The organism is Pseudoalteromonas sp. G5_S1_14_S5, from assembly GCF_054968605.1.
The window spans coordinates 1-274 of sequence record NZ_JBQKUM010000269.1 but is presented as its reverse complement, the minus strand read 5'-3'; the positions used below and the strand labels follow the sequence as shown (position 1 = coordinate 274).

The following is a 274-nucleotide window of genomic DNA, read 5'->3' as shown; positions in this document are numbered from 1 at the left end:
CAGGAAGTACAAAGGGAAACTGCTCATCAAACCGAGCAAGGCCAACACGTTGACGTTCCTAAGTAACTTGCGCGGACTCATCAAAAAGCACGTTACCCTACCGGTGAACGACCTTATCAAACTGATTAATCCAAAGCTTAGAGGGTGGTCGAACTATTATCGCCACTGCGTAGCTAAGCAGGTATTCAGATATGTTGGTCACGAACTATTTCATGCGTTATGGCATTGGGCTAAAAGACGACATCCAACAAAATCTAGAACTTGGATCGCCTTG

The 274-nt window shown here is 45.3% G+C and carries 1 protein-coding gene; it reads left to right on the top strand.

Annotated features, from left to right (window positions below; all coding sequences use genetic code 11):
* Positions 1-274, top strand: a 274-nt coding sequence (locus tag ACTRWI_RS22840) for a group II intron maturase-specific domain-containing protein (protein WP_499133960.1), incomplete at both ends; no start/stop codon positions are given.